This window comes from Streptomyces sp. NPDC090106, assembly GCF_044747265.1.
GTDB lineage: Bacteria > Actinomycetota > Actinomycetes > Streptomycetales > Streptomycetaceae > Streptomyces.
On record NZ_JBIVDS010000001.1, the window covers coordinates 241021 to 257134 of the forward strand.

Genomic DNA, 16114 nt, shown 5'->3' on the forward strand with positions numbered 1-16114 from the left:
GTCGACCATCAACACCATGGTCGACCAGCTCTCCGCCTTCGCCGACGAGGTCACCCGCGTCGCCCGCGAGGTCGGCACGGAAGGCAACCTCGGCGGCCGGGCGCAGGTGCGGGGCGTGTCCGGGGTGTGGAAGGACCTCACCGACAACGTCAACTTCATGGCGGACAACCTGACCTCGCAGGTCCGCAACATCGCGCTGGTGTCCACGGCGGTGGCCCAGGGCGACCTGGGCAAGAAGATCACGGTGGAGGCGAAGGGCGAGATCCTGGAGCTGAAGTCGACCATCAACACCATGGTCGACCAGCTCTCCGCCTTCGCCGACGAGGTCACCCGCGTCGCCCGCGAGGTCGGCACGGAAGGCAACCTCGGCGGTCAGGCGCAGGTGCGGGGCGTGTCCGGGGTGTGGAAGGACCTCACCGACAACGTCAACTTCATGGCGCTCAACCTGACCTCGCAGGTCCGCAACATCGCCCAGGTGACCACCGCCGTCGCCAACGGCAACCTGTCGAAGAAGATCACGGTCGACGCGCGCGGCGAGATCCTGGAGCTGAAGGACACCGTCAACACGATGGTGGAGCAGTTGCGGGCCTTCGCCGACGAGGTGACCCGGGTGGCCCGCGAGGTCGGCACCGACGGGCGGCTCGGCGGCCGGGCGCAGGTGCTGGGCGTGAGCGGGGTGTGGCGGGATCTGACCGACAACGTCAACTACATGGCGGACAACCTGACCTCGCAGGTCCGCAACATCGCCCAGGTGACCACCGCCGTCGCCAACGGCGACCTGTCGAAGAAGATCGACGTGGACGCGCGCGGCGAGATCCTCGAACTGAAGACGGCCATCAACACCATGGTCGACACCCTGTCGTCGTTCTCCTCCGAGGTCACCCGGGTGGCCCGCGAGGTGGGTTCGGAGGGGAGACTCGGCGGACAGGCCCGGGTCGAGGGCGTGTTCGGCACCTGGAAGCGTCTGACGACGAACGTGAACGAACTGGCGTCGAACCTGACGACGCAGGTCCGCGCGATCGCCGAGGTGGCCTCCGCGGTGGCCCAGGGCGACATGTCCCGGTCGATCACGGTGGAGACGCAGGGCGAGGTCGCCGAGCTGAAGGACAACATCAACCTGATGGTGTCCAACCTCCGCGAGACGACCCGCGCGAAGGACTGGCTGGAATCCAACCTGGCCCGGCTGGCCGCCCTGATGCAGGGCCACCGGGACCTGATGGAGGTCGCCGACCTGCTGCTGCGCGAGCTGACCCCGCTGGTCAACGCGCAGTACGGCGCGTTCTTCCTGGCCGACCCGGACGAGGACGGCTCGACGCTGCGCACCACGGTCCCGGCGAAGGGCCTCGCGTTCATCGCGGGGTACGGCTCGGCGCAGGGCGCGACGGTCGAGACGGGCGGCCTGCCGGTGCACGGTCTGGTCCGGCAGGCGGCCCGTGAGAAGAAGCGCATCCTCGTCGAGGAGGCCCCGCCGGACTACATCAAGATCAACAGCGGGCTGGGGGAAGCCGCCCCGAGCAGTGTCGTCATCATCCCGATCCTCTTCGAGGACAAGCTCCTCGGCGTGATCGAGCTGGCGTCCTTCTCCCGCTTCTCCGACGTCCACCTGGCGTTCTTCGACCAGTTCGTGAACACCATCGCCGTCGCCATCAACACGATCATCGCCAACTCCCGCACCGAGTCGCTGCTCGGCGAGTCCCAGCGGCTGGCGACCCAGCTCCAGGAACGGTCCGACGAACTCCAGAAGCAGCAGGCGGAGTTGCAGCGCTCGAACTCCGAACTGGAGGAGAAGGCCGCCCTGCTGGCGACGTCGTCGCAGTACAAGTCGGAGTTCCTGGCGAACATGTCGCACGAGCTGCGCACCCCGCTGAACTCGCTGCTGATCCTGGCCCGGCTGCTGTCCGACAACCCGGACGGCCATCTCTCCGACCAGGAGGTGCAGTTCGCGACGACCATCCACCGCTCCGGCTCGGACCTGCTCCAGCTCATCAACGACATCCTGGACCTGTCGAAGATCGAGGCGGGCCGGATGGACGTCCGCCCCAAGAAGCTGCCGCTGATCAAGCTCCTCGACTACGTCCACGCCACGTTCCGCCCGCTCACCCTGGACCGAGGGCTCGCCTTCGAGGTGTCGGTCGGCGAGGACGTGCCGCGGGAGATGTACTCCGACGAGCAGCGTCTCCAGCAGATCCTGCGCAACCTGCTGTCCAACGCCATCAAGTTCACCGCGGGCGGCCGGGTCGAGCTCAGCGTCAACCGGGTCAGGGACCCCGAGCACCGCTACGTCCGCGACAGCGACGAGGTCATCGCGTTCTCCGTCTGCGACACCGGCATCGGCATCGCGGCCGAGAAACTCCCGGTGATCTTCGAGGCGTTCCAGCAGGCCGACGGCACCACCAACCGCAAGTACGGCGGCACCGGCCTCGGTCTGTCCATCAGCCGGGAGATCGCGGGTCTGCTGGGCGGCCGGATCGTCGCGGAGAGCGAGCCCGGCAAGGGCTCCACCTTCACCCTGTACGTCCCGGTCGTCAGCCCCGGTCACACCGCGACCGGCCCGGTCGCCGAGGACCGCGCGCTGCCGTCGGTGCCGGAGCAGGTGTCCCTGGACGCCTTCCCCACCGCGCACGACGTGGACGACTCCTGGCCCGCGCCGACCAAGCTGGAGGCGTGGAAGTCGGGCCGCGCGGGCCAGGTGCTGCCCGGGCGGCGGGTGCTGATCGTCGACGACGACATCCGCAACGTCTTCGCGCTCACCCATGTCCTGGGCCGGGTCGGGATGCCCGTGCTGTACGCGGAGAACGGCCGCGAGGGCATCGAGACGCTGGAGCGCAACCCGGACGTCGAACTCGTCCTGATGGACATCATGATGCCGGAGATGGACGGCTACGAGACCATCGCCGCCATCCGCCGCACCCCGCGCTGGACGGGCCTGCCCATCGTCGCGCTGACCGCGAAGGCCATGCCCGGGGACCGGGAGAAGTCGATCGCGCGCGGCGCCAACGACTACGTGCCCAAGCCGGTCGACGTGGACCAGCTGCTGACGGTCGTGTGCGCGCTCCTGGACCCCGACGGGCAAGGGGAGGCCGCCACGGGCGACGCGGGGCGCGCGGAGGGCCAGGATGGACCGGGACCGGACGCGACAGGGGAAGTCCCGGTCCCGCCGACGACTGAATGAGGCACGGTCACCATGAGCGCTGAGGCAACGACCGACGAGCGCGCCAGCATCCTCCTGGTCGACGACATGGAGGACAACCTGATCGCCCTGGAGGCCGTCCTGGGGTCCCTCAACGAGCCGCTGGTCCGGGCGCGTTCCGGCGAGGAGGCGATGAAGGCGCTGCTGCGGCGGCAGTTCGCGCTCGTCCTGCTCGACGTCCGCATGCCGGGCATGGACGGCTTCGAGACCGCCGCGAACATCAAGCGGCTCGACCAGACCAAGGACGTCCCGATCATCTTCCTGACCGGCGCGGAGGACGACTCCGGCTACGCCTTCCGCGGTTACGCCACCGGCGCCGCCGACTACCTCACCAAACCGTTCGACCCCTGGGTCCTGCGGGCGAAGGTCACCGTGTTCCTGGAGCTGTACCGCAAGAACCAGCAGCTGGAGCGCCTGCTGGCGCGGCAGCGGGCCGAGTACGCGGAGGTGAGCGGCCGGCTGGCCGCCCTGGAGGAGGAGCTGTCCGGCGACGGTCCCGCGGACCTGCCCGCCCTGCGCGAGCAGGTCCGCGGGCTGCGGCGCCTGCTGGGCCGAGGGCGCGTGTAGGGGCGGGGCGGACGGGAGGACCGCCCCCGCCCGCCCCGCCTCCTGCTACGCCTCGCGCGTCCCGGCGTACATCTCGTCGATGAGGTGCTTGTACTCCCGCTCCACGACGGGCCGCTTCAGCTTCAGGCTCGGGGTGATCTCCCCGTGCTCGACGTCGAGGTCACGCGGCAGCAGCCGGAACTTCTTGATGGTCTGCCACTTCTGGAGACCCGCGTTGAGCTGCTTCACGTAGTCCTCGACCATAGCGACGGTCTGCGGCGCGGCCACCACGTCGGCGTACGGCTTCCCGCCGAGGCCGTTCTCCTCGGCCCAGGCGACGAGCGAGAGCTCGTCGAGGGCGATGAGGGCGGTGCAGAAGTTCCGGTCGGCGCCGTGCACGAGGATGTTGGAGACGTACGGGCAGACGGCCTTGAACTGGCCCTCGACCTCGGCGGGCGCGATGTACTTGCCGCCGGACGTCTTGATGAGGTCCTTCTTGCGGTCGGTGATGCGCAGATAGCCGTCGGGGGACAGCTCACCGATGTCACCGGTGTGGAACCAGCCGTCGGACTCCAGCACCTCGGCGGTCTTCTCCGGCAGGCCCTCGTAGCCCTCCATGATGCCGGGGCCGCGCAGCAGGATCTCCCCGTCGTCGGCGATCCGCACCTCGGTGCCGGGCAGCGGCTTGCCGACCGTGCCGGTGCGGTAGGCCTCGCCGGGGTTCACGAAGGAGGCCGCGGAGGACTCGGTGAGGCCGTAGCCCTCCAGGATGTGGATGCCGGCGCCGGAGAAGAAGTAGCCGATCTCCGGGGCGAGCGCGGCGCTGCCGGACACGGCGGCGCGCAGCCTGCCGCCGAAGGCCTCGCGGAGCTTGGAGTAGACGAGCGCGTCGGCGACCTTGTGCTTCGCGGTGAGCGCGAAGGGGGCGCCGGCGGTGCCGGTGCGGCGGAAATTGTCCTGGCTGGCCTTGGCGTACTCGCGGGCCACCTCGGCCGCCCACTGGAAGATCTTGTACTTGGCGCCGCCGCCCGCGCGGGCCTTGGCGGCGACCCCGTTGTAGACCTTCTCGAAGATGCGCGGGACGGCCGCCATGTACGTCGGCTGCACGACCGGCAGATTCTCGATGATCTTGTCGACCCGGCCGTCGACGGCGGTGACGTGTCCGACCTCGATCTGCCCGGAGGTCAGCACCTTGCCGAAGACGTGCGCGAGCGGCAGCCACAGGTACTGCACGTCCTCGGCGCCGATCAGCCCGGTCGAGGCGATGGCCTTGGCCATGTACGCCCAGTTGTCGTGCGGCAGGCGCACGCCCTTGGGACGGCCGGTGGTGCCGGAGGTGTAGATGAGCGTGGCGAGCTGGTCCTTGGTGATGGCCCCGACCCGCTCACGGATCAGCTCGGGGTTCTTCTCCAGGTACGCGGCGCCGCGCTGCTCCAGCTCGGCGAGGCCGAGGACGGTCTCGCCGGTCTCGACGCCGGTGGAGTCGATGACCACGATGTGGGTGAGCGAGGGCAGCTCGCCCCGCTTCTCGACGGCCTTGGCGACCTGGGCGGCGTCCTCGGCGATCAGTACCCGGCTCTCGGAGTCGGAGAGGATGAACGCCGACTCGTCCGCGTTGGTCTGCGGGTACACCGTGGTCGTGGCGGCACCGGCGCACATGATGCCGAGGTCGGCGAGGATCCACTCGATCCGGGTCGAGGAGGCGAGCGCGACGCGCTGCTCCGGCCGCACCCCCAGCTCGATCAGTCCGGCGGCGATCGAGTAGACCCGCTCGGCCGCCTCGCTCCAGCTCAGCGACTTCCAGTCGTCCGGGCCCTCGCCGGAGGCCGACGGCACCGGGTAGCGGTACGCCTCGGCCGCCGGGGTGGCCGAAACTCGCTCCAGGAAGAGAGTCGCCACGCTCGGCGGACGGTTCTCGATCAGGGTCTGTGTGTCGCTCACGACATCCTCCGGGGCCCGCGACAATGCGGCTTGCTCAGGTGGCGGCTGTTGTTTAACTCGCGAGTAACTATCGAGCAGGAGATCAGGGTAGAGCCCGTCCGGCCAGCGCGTAAGGGGCGGCGGGGTGTCACTTCGTACAGCTTCCCGTAGCGCAAACGCGCCGGGCCCGTCACGCAGAGGCGTGACGGGCCCATGAAATCAACACCGGAGGGGCTATTTCTTGCCCTTGCCCGAGCCCGCGTTGTCGTCGCTGCTCAGCACCGCGATGAAGGCTTCCTGCGGAACCTCCACAGAGCCCACCATCTTCATCCGCTTCTTGCCCTCCTTCTGCTTCTCCAGCAGCTTCCGCTTACGGGAGATGTCACCGCCGTAGCACTTGGCGAGGACGTCCTTGCGGATGGCGCGGATGGTCTCGCGGGCGATGACCCGGGAGCCGATGGCCGCCTGGATGGGCACCTCGAAGGCCTGCCGCGGGATCAGCTCGCGCAGCTTGGCGACGAGCCGCACCCCGTACGCGTACGCCGCGTCCTTGTGCGTGATCGCCGAGAAGGCGTCCACCTTGTCGCCGTGCAGCAGGATGTCGACCTTGACCAGGCTGGAGGTCTGCTCGCCGGTGGGCTCGTAGTCCAGGGAGGCGTAGCCGCGGGTCTTGGACTTCAGCTGGTCGAAGAAGTCGAAGACGATCTCGGCGAGCGGCAGCGTGTACCGGATCTCGACCCGGTCCTCGGACAGGTAGTCCATGCCGAGCAGGGTGCCGCGCCGGGTCTGGCACAGCTCCATGATCGACCCGATGAACTCGGAGGGCGCGAGGATGGTGGCCCGCACGACGGGCTCGTACACCTCGTCGATCTTGCCCTCGGGGAACTCGCTCGGGTTGGTGACCGTGTGCTCGGTGCGGTCCTCCATCACGACCCGGTAGACCACGTTCGGCGCGGTGGCGATGAGGTCGAGCCCGAACTCGCGCTCCAGCCGCTCGCGGATCACGTCGAGGTGGAGCAGACCGAGGAAGCCGACGCGGAAGCCGAAGCCGAGCGCCGCGGAGGTCTCCGGCTCGTAGACGAGCGCGGCGTCGTTGAGCTGGAGCTTGTCGAGCGCGTCCCGCAGCTCGGGGTAGTCGGACCCGTCGAGCGGGTACAGCCCCGAGAACACCATCGGCTTCGGGTCCTTGTAGCCCCCGAGCGCTTCCGTCGCCCCCTTGTGCTGGCTGGTGACGGTGTCACCGACCTTGGACTGCCGGACGTCCTTCACCCCGGTGATCAGATAGCCGACCTCGCCCACGCCCAGGCCGTCGGCCGCGAGCATCTCGGGGGAGTTCGTCCCGATCTCCAGCAGCTCGTGCGTCGCGCCCGTCGACATCATCCGGATGCGCTCACGCTTGTTGAGCTGACCGTCGATGACACGGACGTACGTCACGACACCGCGGTAGGAGTCGTAGACGGAGTCGAAGATCATGGCCCGCGCCGGAGCGTCCTTCACCCCGACCGGGGCCGGGATCTCGGCGACGACCTTGTCGAGGAGGGCCTCGACGCCGAGCCCGGTCTTGGCGGAGACCTTCAGCACGTCGCTCGGGTCGCAGCCGACCAGGTTGGCCAGCTCCTCGGAGAACTTCTCGGGCTGCGCGGCCGGCAGGTCGATCTTGTTCAGCACCGGGATGATCGTGAGGTCGTTCTCCATCGCCAGATACAGGTTGGCGAGGGTCTGGGCCTCGATGCCCTGGGCGGCGTCGACGAGGAGGACGGTCCCCTCGCAGGCCGCCAGCGACCGCGAGACCTCGTACGTGAAGTCGACGTGCCCCGGGGTGTCGATCATGTTGAGGATGTGCGTGTGGCTCTTGTCATGGGTGGGAGCCCACGGCAGACGCACGGCCTGGGACTTGATCGTGATGCCACGCTCACGCTCGATGTCCATGCGGTCGAGGTACTGAGCGCGCATCTGGCGCTGCTCGACCACCCCGGTCAGCTGGAGCATCCGGTCGGCGAGGGTGGACTTGCCATGGTCGATGTGCGCGATGATGCAGAAATTGCGGATCAGAGCCGGGTCGGTACGGCTCGGCTCGGGCACATTCTTAGGGGTCGCGGGCACGCAGGGTCCTGTCTCTTGAGGCGCCTTGTGCCTCGGGTCGGAACGATACGTAGGCTCCATGGTCCCATGGGCGGCGACCTGGAGCCGGTTTGGGCCACCGCCGGACCCACTGGTAGCCTGGGTGGCTGTGTCTCATGCCCTCTCAGCGCGAGGCACGACTCCAGAAATCACCTGGCCCGGGTCCTTCACGGTCCCGTGCCTGAACCTGAAAAGGCTCAATCAGTGGCGAACATCAAGTCCCAGATCAAGCGGATCAAGACCAACGAGAAGGCCCGCCTGCGCAACAAGTCGGTCAAGTCCTCTCTGAAGACCGCGATCCGCAAGGCCCGCGAGGCCGCTGCCGCGGGTGACCTCGAGAAGGCCACCGAGTACGAGCGCGTTGCCGCCCGTCAGCTCGACAAGGCCGTCTCCAAGGGTGTCATCCACAAGAACCAGGCCGCCAACAAGAAGTCGGCGCTCGCTTCCAAGGTCGCGACCCTCAAGGGCTGAACCTCTTCTTTGATCTGACCGCCGGAGGGAATCGAGCGGGCCCTCTCTCATCCGCTCCCGTCCGGCACCCTCAGGGTCACGCGCGGCCTGCGTTCGCCACGCGGGCGTGACCCGACCAGAACACCCCGAGACCCCGGTTTCCCACCCTTCCCCAGGGCAGGAAGCCGGGGCCTTCGGCGTATTCGGGGGTTCTTTCAGCCCGTGTCCCGGGGGGGGTGGCTTCGCCCAGCCCTCCGGAGTTTCTCTTTCAGCCCGTCCGGCGCTCGAGGACGAGGCCCGCAGGGCCGACAGCGGGGGTCTGGGGGCAGCGCCCCCAGGGTCGGGAACGGGAAGGGGCGGCGGGGCGAGGAAACCCCTACCTCCCCCGGGACCGCGCGGCCCGGGCAATCGTGACGACAGCCTTCTCCAGGGCGTACTCGGGATCGTCCCCCCCGCCCTTCACCCCGGCATCCGCATCCGCGACGGCCCGCAACGCCACCGACACGGCATCCGGCGTCCACCCCCGCATCTGCTGCCGCACCCGATCGATCTTCCACGGCGGCATCCCCAGCTCACGGGCGAGATCCCCGGGCCGCCCCCCACGCGCGGAGGACAGCTTCCCGATCGCCCGCACCCCCTGCGCCAACGCGCTGGTGATCAGCACCGGTGCCACCCCCGTGGACAACGCCCACCGCAACGCCTCCAGCGCCTCGGCCGCCCGCCCCTCCACGGCGCGGTCGGCCACCTCGAAGCTCGACGCCTCGGCCCGCCCCGTGTAGTACCGCCCGACGACCGCGTCGTCGATCGTCCCCTCCACGTCGGCGACCAGCTGCGACACCGCGGACGCCAGCTCCCGCAGATCACTCCCGATCGCGTCCACGAGCGCCTGGCACGCCTCGGCCGTCGCCGACCTGCCCGTCGCCCGGAACTCCTGCCGGACGAAGGCCAGCCGGTCCGCCGGCTTGGTCATCTTCGGGCAGGCGACCTCCCGCGCCCCCGCCTTCCGCGCGGCGTCCAGCAGCGCCTTGCCCTTGGCACCGCCCGCGTGCAGCAGCACGAGCGTGATCTCCTCGGCGGGCGAGGACAGATACGCCTTGACGTCCTTCACGGTGTCCGCGGACAGATCCTGCGCATTGCGTACGACGACGACCTTGCGCTCGGCGAAGAGCGAGGGACTGGTCAACTCGGCGAGCGTGCCGGGCTGCAACTGGTCCGGGCTCAGATCCCGTACGTCGGTGTCGGCGTCGGCAACCTTCGCGGCGGCCACCACCTCCTGCACGGCACGGTCGAGCAGGAGGTCCTCCTGGCCCACGGCAAGCGTCACGGGGGCGAGAGGGTCGTCATTCGCAGTCTTCCTGGCCATCGCGACAAGCATGGCACGCCCCACTGACAACAAGCCCTAGGGCTCCTCCCGCCACCCCTCCCACTCCCCCGCGAACGCGTCCAGCTCCGCGGGATCGAGCGCCTCCGCCTCGTCCCGCAGGACGATCAGCCACTGGGCGTCCTCCGCGTCGTCCTCCCCGGCCAGCGCGTCCCGCACCACCTGCGGCTCCTCGGCGAGGCCGAACCGCTCCGCCAGTGCCTCCACCGCCTCTTCCGCGGCATCCCGGTCGGGCAGCACCAGCACATGTCTCACATCGCTCACCGCCCCATTCTCCGACACGGGACGAAGCCCGAACGCACCGCACGGAGACCGAACGCACAGGTCCGACGCCGAACACCGCCGCCCGCCCCGCCGGTCCTTCCGGACCCGCTGGTCCTCCCCGGCCCGTCCCTCAGCCCTCCAGCCCGGGCTTGACCACCTCCGGCACCCGGTCGAGCCCGATCCCGAACCGCTCCCGGTACGCCGCGAGCACCTCCGCGTCCGCCCTCAACTCCCGCACGTCACGCTCCCCGTCGGGCGCCGTCACCGTCAGACTCCGGCCGGCGAGCGTGACCCTGCCCCCGTCCTCGGTGACCCGCGAGCACACGAGGGACTGGGTGAAACGCGAGGCGGGCGAGGTGCTCTGCCACCACGCGCCCACCGCGAAGTCGGCGAGCGCCCGGGGCCGCAGCTCCAGCCGGTACTCCCGCCTGCCGTCGCGGACGACGTCCAGGTCCGCCGCGTCCGCCGAACCGTGTCCGCCGCGCGCCCCGGCGGCGTCCGGCCCCGCCTCGACGATCCGGAAGATCCCGTCCGGGTCGCTCTGCTCGCCCCGCTCCGAGAAGGCCAACGGGTAGTGGCTGTGCGCCCCGAACCCGACGTCGGCCAGCCAGTCGCCGTGGTCCACGGTCCGCACCCGCAGGGCGAGATGGTCGAAGGGGATACCGAGCCGCCCCTCGTCGCCGTGGACCCGCGCCGCCATCAGCGTCACGTCGAAGCCCAAGGCGGTGAGCAGCGCCCCGAACGCCCCGTTGAGCTCGTAGCAGAAGCCGCCCCGTCCCGCGCCGACCAGCTTCTCCACCAGCCGCTTCTCCTCCAGGACGATCTCCTCGCCGAGGTGGATCGACAGGTTCTCGAAGGGCACGGCCTTCAGATGGCGCAGATGCAGCTCCCGCAGGACATCGACGGTGGGCCACGCCGGGTGCTCGGCCCCGAGGCGGTGGAGATAGGCATCGACCTCATCGGCATTCATGCCTCCAGTCTCCCTCTCCCCCGCCCGCTCACCCCTCCTCCTCCACCCGAATCCCAGCCCCCCTCGCCCCGTCGCCCCCTCCCCGCCCGGAGCCCTTTCCCCCGCCACTCCCTTCACCCGAAGCTCCGCGCCCCGTCACCCCCCTTCCACCCGGAGCCCCTCCCCCGTCCCCGTGACCGCCAACGCCCCGTCCCGGTCGGTTCGCAGCACCGCCGCGCCCAGCGCCCGCAGCGCGGCGACCGTGCCGGGGGCGGGGTGGCCGTAGGTGTTGTCCCTCCCGCAGGAGATCAACGCCAGCCGCGGGGCGACCCACCGTATGAGGTCGGCGTCCTGGTGGGCGGAGCCGTGATGCCACACCTTCCTTCGACCTCACCAACTCCGCTACCGTCGAGGGCATGAAGACCTCCGCCAGGGATCGAGTTCGCCGCGTCGGGATCTACGTCCGCATCTCAGATGACCGCGAGGGCGGGGGACTTGGGGTCAAGCGCCAGGAGGACGACTGCCGACTCCTCGCCGCCTCCCTCGGCTGGAGGGCCGTGGAGGTGTACGTCGACAACGACGTGACCGCCGCCGACCGCCGGAAGAAGCGCAAGGACTACCTCCGGATGCTGGAGGACGTGAAGTCCGCTCACATCGACGCCATCATGTCCTGGCACCCGGACCGCCTGTACCGCCAGCCCGCAGAGCTGGAGGACCTGATCATCATCGTGGAGGAGCACAAGACCGAGATCGCGACCGTCAAGGCGGGCGATCTCGATCTGAGCACCCCTACGGGCCGGCTCGTGGCCCGAATGCTCGGCGCCATCGCCAAGTACGAGGTGGAGCACAAGCAGGAGCGCATCCTCCGCAAGATCCAGGAGCTGGTGGCGGCCGGGAAGATTCACAACTCCGGCCACCGGCCCTTCGGTTACACCCGACTCTTCGACGGCGAGGGATCGCGCCGGAAGATCCTCGGCGAGATCCTGAACGAGGAGGAGGCCGCCCACGTCAAGAAGTGGGCCCGCCGCGTACTGGAGGGCGAGAGGCTCGGGACCCTCGTGGCCGAGGCCAACGAGGCGGGCATCCAGACCTCTACGGGTGGGGCCTGGTCGTACCAGGCCATGCGCTTCCTGCTGATGTCCGGCCGGATCTCAGGCCGCAAGGAGCACAAGGGCGAGATCTACGGTCAGGCCGTCTGGCCGAAGATCATCGAGCCCGAGGACAGCGACTCCCTCCGGGCTCTACTGGCCGAGCGCTCCGAAGAGTTCAAGGCCGAGTTCGGGGAGCGGGACACTCCGGCGCTGAAGTACCCCCTGAGCGGCCTGGTGAAGTGCACGTGCAAGGTCCCGCACGTCGTGGGCGAGCCCTGCTCCTGCAAGGAGGAGGGGAGGAAGCACCACCGGATGAGCACGGGGCAGCGCGGGGACAAGGACATGCCCATCTATACGTGCAAAAAGGACGGGGGCGGCTGTGGCGGCCGGACGATCCAGATCCCCGACCTTGAGCCGCTGATAGAGAAGCTGCTCTTCAGGCGACTAGAGGAGGTCGAGGCAGCGGCCGAGGAGGACACCGACGACCCTCGCCCGGAGCTGGAGGCCAAGCTCGTCCGCTGGGAGAAGCGGAAGAAGGAGCTGGAGGACGAGTTGCTGGACGGCGACCGGCCAGCCCGAGAGGTCCGGGACGCGATCGACAAGCTCAACGTCCGTATGGCCGAAGCCCGCAGGCAGGTCGCAGAGTACGGGATCAAGGCCAACCTCACCGAGATCAGCGCGGCGGAGCTGCGGGAGGCGTGGAAGGACTACTCCGTCGCCCGGAAGCAGTCGGTGTACCGGGGCCTAATCCGGGAGATCCTGATCCACCCCGCGACCCGGCCCTTCAACGTCTGGAACCCGGACCGGGTCGAGATCTTCTGGCGTTAGGAGATCTCACTTTGCCCAAGTGGGGCGCTATCACTCACTGATACCGCTACAAGTAGTACAGGGGGAGAAATGCTAACTACACTCACACGCCGCCAGGTCGGTCTGCTTGTCGCTTGGACCACCGTGCAGGGTCTCGCTGTTCTGGCCATCTACGTCTGCTGGACACACCTGGGCGGTCCTATTTCACACCGCGCGTGGCAGGTGGTCTTGCCGCTTCTCTGCCTGCTGGCCCTGATCTGCGCAGCCATCCGCATGTCGTGGGCCGTCGTCGACAGCCCCCACAGTTCCATCATCGCAGGCAGTCTGATCGGCGCAAGCGCTATTGCCGCACTGCTCTCCGCCGCCCCAGGACTCGCTTGGGCTGTGGGAGTGCTCATGGGCATCTTCATGATGCTCATCGCCACGGCGACCTTGCGCGCCCTCTTCGCCTCCGATCCGACAAAGCGCGCAGATGCACGTGAAGTGCTCACAATCCTCACACGGCAGGCTCAAGACTCCCCGTCGACAGCAGCCCCCGATCCGGCAGGAGGCGGGAGCGTTGCCCAGGGACAGGAGCAAGGCACCGATCCCGTCCAGAACATAACGTCACCCCCGACACCTGGTGCGTGAGGTTCTCAACTCGATTCGAACCGAGGAGGCTTGGCGCTGGGCGGCGGCATGGGGATGTCACTCATGACGCGCTTGAATACGTCCGAGGGCCCATCGGGCATCAGGAACCTCTCCGGAGATCCGTTCACCTGGATCTCGCGCCCCCGAGGAGGCGGCAGCTCGATGCCTGTCAGACCATCATCCGGGTGGTGGAACACCGCAGCCCGAGCGCTGCTGGCAGTTCGCTGATTCAGGTCTCGTGCCATCGCCCCCGTAGGAGGCGTGAGCCGGTCGCGGGGCCCTCCGGGCAGCAGCATCATGAGAGCAACTCGTCGGTCAAGCGCCATACACACAGCAGGTACCGTAGCGAGCCCCTGGCCCAGCCACTTCGGGGTGGCCGGATCCCAGATCTGTACAACTGGATGATCTGATGTGATCAGGGTCTTGTGCTGGAACCGTGCGAGAACCCATGTGCGCTGCATCAGGAGATCGGCCACTAGGGGCAGCATCTCGCCCATCACCCGAAGATGTTCTGCGGTAGAAGCCTCGATTGTGTAGCTGGAGAAGTCCGAGACCTGCGCCCAAGCATGGTCGGCGTCTTCGTCTGCGACCGGGCCTCCCGCCGCTTCTTCCATGCGCTGACGCCATGCGGGCTTACCGCCCGTGGCGGCAACAACCTTCAGCAGGTGGTCTGCGATCTCGTTGCCAGCTTGGCGTCTCGCGGGGACCCGCAAGTGCTGTGCGGCGACCCAGTACGCCATCACCTCTCGCGCATCGTCGGGTAGAGGCCAGCACCGCTCATCGACAACCATGCGCAGGACACGGGCGGCGTCGTCCTCCATCTCTGAGAGGGCGTCCTCAACGAAATCGTCGAGCTGGCCGTCGGCCCCTCGAAACGAATAGAAGTCCTTGTGGACTGCTGCATCACCAACGCCGACGAGCCGAGGATCGCCGCCGTCGATCGGGACGCGGAAGAGACGCTCACCCTCAGCAAACCTGCGCAGGTAGAACCTAGGAACCGTGTGCTGGTGGCGCTTGCGCTTCTTCTCGGAGGGCTTGCCCATGCCATGACGATACGGGGCAGACCCTGACACCGTCATGGCCTTTTCCACAGCAACGGAGAGAGACTCCGGCCCACAGGCGATCCGACCCTTGAACGTCTGAATCCCGGCCCGGGCCGAGGTCGTCTGCAAGTGATCAGGGTCCAACGTGCGACTGAGGGAAAAGACGCCCATCGTTGACTGTCGGGGGCTTCCCGTCTGCTCCGAGCGGCTCGATGGCCAGCCGGATCGTGTGAGTTGTGCGCTCCTCCGACGCCCTCTTGCCTGCCCCCTCCACGACCCAGACCTTGACTCCGCCACCGGCCTCGCGCTGGCTGCCCACCTCCACGGTGAACTCCATCTCGATTCCCGTGTACCGGAATGCAAGATCCGCTGTTCCCTGGACGTTGCTAAGTGCCCTGTACAGCTCGGTGTACGTCGCTCTGATGGCGTCTTCCAGCCCGATGTTCACGGAGCCCTCCTGGTGTCGACGGTCAAGACCCCAGACGCGGAGAGCACGCAAACAGTTCCGCTGAGTTACACACCCTCTGCGCATCGCACGGCCCTGGTCAGGTCGGTCTTCACACGGCGGAGCATCCGAATCTGGCTCACCGTGAGCGGCGGAGCCTTGGCCATCTGACGCTCGACCCAAGCGGCCTCCTGTGCCTCCCTCTCGGCCCAACGGAGCTGCTGCGTAACGAGGTTGCCCACGAGCTTCCGCATGGCGGGAGAGCGCAGGGGGCGGCCGTTCACGACCGGTCCGTACGAGACCTTCCGGAACCCGCCGGGGGCCTTCGGGTCGATGACGACGAGACCCTTCATCCGACGAACTCCGGCTCGCACGGGACGTACGAGGACTCGCCCAGGTGGTTAGTCCCCGGGACGCCACAGAGCTGCTCCCCGTCACTGTGGGACCACTCGGGAGCCGGGCCCCACGCGGGGACCCAGGAAGTCGGCGAGGCCCGGACGGCCGGCTCACCACACTCGGAGCACACGGCGCTCATCCCTGGGCCTCCACATGGAACGTCCACCCGGGGTGTTCGGCCTTCGCCCGCTCCACGTGGGCATCGGCGTACTCCTTGGTCGCGTCCACGACCTCGTACACAGCGCCGCCGCTCGGCTTGAACTCCGGCTCGTTGCTGAAGACCCGGATCTTGTACATCTGCTCGGCCATCTCAGAGGCTCCCGTTCTGCCACGCGGTGCGGCTGTCGAAAGCCAGGCCCTCGCGCCCCTCGTACTGCCGCCGGGTCATGTCGAAGGTCGCCTGACCCTGCTCGGGGTCGAAACTCGTGAGCTGCATCGAGTGGGGCAACGCGTACCCCCAGCAGATCGCCCAGTGCCCGTCATCGAGCGCGAAGAGGGTCACACGGTCCCCTCCGTTGCCCTCGAACTGCGCGAGACATTTCCATTCCATCGCGTGCCCCCTATCGGTCCGGGTCGAAACAGGTCTTGTCGCCGTCATGGCCGCAGTCGCGATAGGTGCAGCACGCGCACGTGCATTCCGGCACGTGGTATCCCTCGGAGCCCGGACAGTGGTACGTAAAGGTCTCGGAGTACGAGCCGCCGAGGTCGTTGCAGCCGTCGTACACGGCGGTCTCCCAGACGCTCCCGCACTGGATACAGGTCACGTACGGAGACTCACTGAGGACAGCGTGACTCAGCGGCATGGGCACCCCTGACTTTTTAAATTCTCGAACGGCCTGGAACGACACCAGGCCCGCTCCGCAGGTGAATGCGGAACGGGC

Annotated in this window: 13 protein-coding genes and 1 pseudogene; 4 read left to right on the top strand and 10 right to left on the bottom strand. The window is 68.3% G+C overall.

Annotated features, from left to right (window positions below; genetic code table 11):
• The coding region (locus tag ACIPSE_RS01085; protein WP_401656023.1) for a HAMP domain-containing protein at positions 1-3172 on the top strand (3172 nt) is incomplete at its 5' end.
• Between the two features lie 12 nt (positions 3173-3184).
• Complete coding sequence (locus ACIPSE_RS01090; RefSeq protein ID WP_401656025.1) at positions 3185-3757, top strand: two-component system response regulator; 573 nt, start codon at positions 3185-3187, stop codon at positions 3755-3757.
• A gap of 45 nt (positions 3758-3802) precedes the next feature.
• Here the strand turns inward: ACIPSE_RS01090 and ACIPSE_RS01095 are convergent, their stop codons facing one another.
• Both ACIPSE_RS01095 and lepA read right to left on the bottom strand, forming a co-directional pair.
• On the bottom strand, positions 3803-5677 hold the full coding sequence (locus ACIPSE_RS01095) for an AMP-dependent synthetase/ligase (protein WP_401656027.1): 1875 nt from the start codon (positions 5675-5677) through the stop codon (positions 3803-3805).
• Positions 5678-5890: 213 nt separating this feature from the next.
• Entirely contained in the window at positions 5891-7759 is a 1869-nt protein-coding gene (gene lepA, locus ACIPSE_RS01100; protein WP_401656029.1) for a translation elongation factor 4, read from the bottom strand.
• 222 nt (positions 7760-7981) lie between these two features.
• Between lepA and rpsT the strand changes: the two genes are divergently transcribed.
• Positions 7982-8248 (top strand): 30S ribosomal protein S20, encoded by a 267-nt coding sequence (gene rpsT, locus ACIPSE_RS01105; RefSeq protein ID WP_401656031.1) that lies wholly within the window; start codon positions 7982-7984, stop codon positions 8246-8248.
• A gap of 355 nt (positions 8249-8603) precedes the next feature.
• Here the strand turns inward: rpsT and holA are convergent, their stop codons facing one another.
• The 4 genes and pseudogenes from holA to ACIPSE_RS01125 form a co-directional block, all read right to left on the bottom strand.
• Positions 8604-9590 carry a DNA polymerase III subunit delta gene (holA, locus tag ACIPSE_RS01110; protein ID WP_401656033.1) on the bottom strand — a complete coding sequence of 329 codons (987 nt, stop codon included), beginning with the start codon at positions 9588-9590 and terminating at the stop codon, positions 8604-8606.
• A gap of 36 nt (positions 9591-9626) precedes the next feature.
• On the bottom strand, positions 9627-9872 hold the full coding sequence (locus ACIPSE_RS01115; protein ID WP_401656037.1) for a hypothetical protein: 246 nt from the start codon (positions 9870-9872) through the stop codon (positions 9627-9629).
• Positions 9873-10002: 130 nt separating this feature from the next.
• Positions 10003-10842, bottom strand: coding sequence for an arylamine N-acetyltransferase (locus tag ACIPSE_RS01120; protein ID WP_401656039.1), 840 nt, complete (start codon positions 10840-10842; stop codon positions 10003-10005).
• A gap of 135 nt (positions 10843-10977) precedes the next feature.
• Positions 10978-11202: pseudogene (locus ACIPSE_RS01125) on the bottom strand (ComEC/Rec2 family competence protein); the annotation flags it as partial.
• A gap of 35 nt (positions 11203-11237) precedes the next feature.
• On the opposite strand from ACIPSE_RS01125, the gene ACIPSE_RS01130 reads away from it, so the two are divergent.
• On the top strand, positions 11238-12740 hold the full coding sequence (locus ACIPSE_RS01130; protein ID WP_401656041.1) for a recombinase family protein: 1503 nt from the start codon (positions 11238-11240) through the stop codon (positions 12738-12740).
• A gap of 614 nt (positions 12741-13354) precedes the next feature.
• Here ACIPSE_RS01130 and ACIPSE_RS01135 read toward each other — a convergent pair.
• From ACIPSE_RS01135 to ACIPSE_RS01150, 4 genes are all read right to left on the bottom strand, one after another.
• Complete coding sequence (locus tag ACIPSE_RS01135; protein WP_401656043.1) at positions 13355-14392, bottom strand: DUF4238 domain-containing protein; 1038 nt, start codon at positions 14390-14392, stop codon at positions 13355-13357.
• 133 nt (positions 14393-14525) lie between these two features.
• On the bottom strand, positions 14526-14840 hold the full coding sequence (locus tag ACIPSE_RS01140; protein ID WP_401656045.1) for a trypco2 family protein: 315 nt from the start codon (positions 14838-14840) through the stop codon (positions 14526-14528).
• A gap of 528 nt (positions 14841-15368) precedes the next feature.
• Complete coding sequence (locus tag ACIPSE_RS01145; RefSeq protein ID WP_401656047.1) at positions 15369-15542, bottom strand: hypothetical protein; 174 nt, start codon at positions 15540-15542, stop codon at positions 15369-15371.
• Between the two features lies 1 nt (position 15543).
• Complete coding sequence (locus ACIPSE_RS01150; RefSeq protein ID WP_401656049.1) at positions 15544-15783, bottom strand: hypothetical protein; 240 nt, start codon at positions 15781-15783, stop codon at positions 15544-15546.
• Positions 15784-16114: the final 331 nt, after the last annotated feature.